We start from the raw sequence: 2,897 nt of genomic DNA, 5'->3' as shown, positions 1-2,897 counted from the left end.
CAAAAATCTCCACCGAACCAGAGTCTTTCTCTCTGATTTGCAATATTTTGCGTATCAAGAAAACGTGGTCGGTTTCCTACTTTTGTCCAAACTAAAAACTGTAGGAAAAATGAAAAGAAGTTCATTCAATGTGCTTTTCTTCTTGAAGAAAACCAAGCTGCTGAAAAACGGAGAAGCATCCGTTTGTATGCGTATCACTGTAGATGGTACGCGAGTTGAAAACAACATCCGCAAAAGCATTGACCCGTCTCTCTGGAGTCAGGCTAAGGAATTCGCCAGAGGCAAAAGCCGCAAATCATGTGATCTGAATGCCTATATCGAAAATGCGAGAATCAAGTTACATCAGATTTTTTGTGAGCTGGAAGAACAGAACCAGTCTATAACGGCACGTCTGTTACAGGAAATATTTTTCGGACAGGACAAAGAACCGGAAGCGGTCCGCACCCTTATCGGTACCATGCAGGAGCATAATGACCAATGCCGTGCCCTAGTCGGGAAAGACTATGCCCTGATTACCGTTCGCCGTTATAAAAGTTGCAAGCGCTATCTTGCCGAACTTATCAGACAGAAATACGGAAAGGATGATCTGCCGCTGGCGGAAGTCAACGGTGAGCTGGTACGTGCCTTTGAATTTTATTTGAAGACTGAAAAGGAATGTCAGCAGAATACCGTCATCCGTTATATGAAATGTCTGAAGAAGATTACCAATCTGGCACTGGCCAATGGGGTAAGCATTGAGAATGTAGCCAAAATGCTCGGTCACTCCAATATCAAGATGACGCAGCACTATGCAAGGGTACTCGACAGCTCCATTCTGAAAGATATGAATAATGTAAGGGATGTACTTTCAAATTGTCTGTAGCTTATGAAAAGAGAAATTATCCATATAATGGAGGACGGCAGAATTGTTATTCCTGCTGTCCATCCTGATAAGATTCGTATGGACGAAGCCGAACTCGTCGGCTTGTTCAATGTGGTTGCACCGACTTTACGAGCAGCGAAAAGAAGAATATATAAACTTGAGATATTGCAACCATTCACCGTAGAACAACGTATTCCGTTAAAAGAGGGGTATCAGGTAGTCTATAACCTGGAAATGATATTTGCGCTTGCCTTTCAGATTAACACTTATCCGGCACAACAATTACGTGAGTATATAATAAGCAGACTGTTCCAATCTGAAAAGTCAATGATTATCTGCATGGTGAATGGAAATCATAAGTCATATCTAAAATGCTGATAAATATTGATTTTACTATTTCATGCGGATAATAAGCCGCATTTTTTGCGGCTTATTATCCGCAAAACTGTATATTTGCAGAAAACGGTGATGCCTATGTATATACATGAACATAAAGAATGGCCTTCCTTTTCGTGGAACAAGGAACTTGTCGGTGAGAAACTGAACAAGGTAAACAAAGCTGTCGGTTATCTGATGGGACGCCTTAGTGTAATCGGTTTTAACGACAAGATGTCTGCCGTAGTTGAATCCATATCTCATGACATCATTGCATCATCAGAAATTGAAGGAGTGGAATTGAACAATGAGCAGGTACGTTCATCTGTAGCCCGCAAACTTGGAGTACAACTACCGAATCCGACCGAATCCTCACAATATAGACGGAGTAGTGGAAATGGCACTTGACGCAACCGTCAATTTCAACAGTCCGCTTACCCATGAAAGACTCTTCGGCTGGCACAACTGCCTGTTTCCTACCGGATGGAGCGGTCCAACGAAAATAGATGTAGCCCGATACCGCAGTGGAGATATGAAAGTTATTTCTGGAATGTTCGGCCGGGAAAAGGTACATTATGTAGCGCCTGCTCCTGAAAGAATAGACAAAGAAATGAATCGGTTTCTGGACTGGTTCAATTCAGATGTACATAACGGCTATGTCAAATCGGCGATAGCCCATTTGTGGTTTGTCTGTATCCATCCTTTCGATGACGGAAACGGACGAATCGGACGAGCCATTGCTGATATGGCACTTTCACAGGCTGAAGACTCAAAGATGCGCTTCTTCAGTATCTCCCATCAGATAAATAAGGATAAAAAACAGTATTACGACATATTGGAGAAAACGCAGAAGGGAGATTGTGAAATTACTGAATGGATTATCTGGTATCTTGACTGCCTGCTCCGTTCCGTCGAGCAATCCGACGAAACATTGTCGAAGGTTCTTAACAAGGCCATATTCTAGCAAACCCATGCCGAAACAGTCCTGTCCGAACGCCAACGTGAAGTCTTGAATTTATATTTGGACGGTTATCCCGGCAAACTGACGGCCAAGAACTGGACAAAACGTGTAAAGGTATCACCGGATACAGCAGCACGTGATATAAAGGATTTGGTAGAAAAGGGTATTCTAATACCCCAGCAGGGGCGGGTCCGAGACGTACTTTACGGAATCCGGGGTAGTGAGTCTATCATTGTCATCCCCATGCCGGAAGATGTATAATTGTTCATCATACAAGCATAAAGGCTGTGTGACATCGGTTTATCCAGACCGGTACACAGTCTTTATGCCTTTCTTTTATTTACTACTCAAATACACTACTGTCCAATAAAAGTTGGCTAATCGGTCTTTGAATTTATTGAAATACAGTCTTTTAAGCAGTATTTTAGAATGAAACGGATTTGAATCGTAGCTTAGCGGTCAAATTGAAGGCCGCTTATGAACCAAGATAAATACGTATTCGCTCAACTTACTGCTTTTCTGAACAGGACTCAGTTCAACAACTTCGTTCGCATCATATAAAATGAATTTATATTCATGCCTCTCTACCCATATAATAATTTAGGTTGCAAAGGTATATAAAAACTATAATATGACATATTTTTATCTATTTTTATTTTACCTACAGTAAGACATTAACCAAATAAATATAAAACAAAA

The 2,897-nt window shown here is 41.3% G+C and carries 5 protein-coding genes; all 5 read left to right on the top strand.

Annotation, left to right across the window (positions count from 1 at the left end; genetic code table 11):
- Positions 1 to 109: 109 nt before the first annotated feature.
- Positions 110 to 862: a site-specific integrase gene (locus WKT20_RS17835; RefSeq protein ID WP_117702516.1), complete on the top strand. Its 753-nt coding sequence runs from the start codon at positions 110 to 112 to the stop codon at positions 860 to 862.
- Positions 863 to 865: 3 nt separating this feature from the next.
- Positions 866 to 1,240 carry a hypothetical protein gene (locus WKT20_RS17830; protein ID WP_117702515.1) on the top strand — a complete coding sequence of 125 codons (375 nt, stop codon included), beginning with the start codon at positions 866 to 868 and terminating at the stop codon, positions 1,238 to 1,240.
- A 96-nt stretch (positions 1,241 to 1,336) separates the two neighbouring features.
- Positions 1,337 to 1,645 carry a DUF4172 domain-containing protein gene (locus tag WKT20_RS17825; protein ID WP_340417840.1) on the top strand — a complete coding sequence of 103 codons (309 nt, stop codon included), beginning with the start codon at positions 1,337 to 1,339 and terminating at the stop codon, positions 1,643 to 1,645.
- Complete coding sequence (locus WKT20_RS17820) at positions 1,635 to 2,201, top strand: Fic family protein (protein ID WP_223804911.1); 567 nt, start codon at positions 1,635 to 1,637, stop codon at positions 2,199 to 2,201. Before WKT20_RS17825 ends, WKT20_RS17820 begins: the two co-directional genes overlap by 11 nt.
- Before the next feature lie 45 nt (positions 2,202 to 2,246).
- Positions 2,247 to 2,459 (top strand): hypothetical protein, encoded by a 213-nt coding sequence (locus WKT20_RS17815; protein WP_259300803.1) that lies wholly within the window; start codon positions 2,247 to 2,249, stop codon positions 2,457 to 2,459.
- Positions 2,460 to 2,897 lie beyond the last annotated feature (438 nt).

Origin of the sequence: Phocaeicola sp. ICN-14070, from assembly GCF_037892625.1 — a bacterium.
GTDB lineage: Bacteria > Bacteroidota > Bacteroidia > Bacteroidales > Bacteroidaceae > Phocaeicola > Phocaeicola plebeius.
Note: the sequence above shows the minus strand (reverse complement) of the source record. Positions and strands in the feature narration are given on the sequence as shown.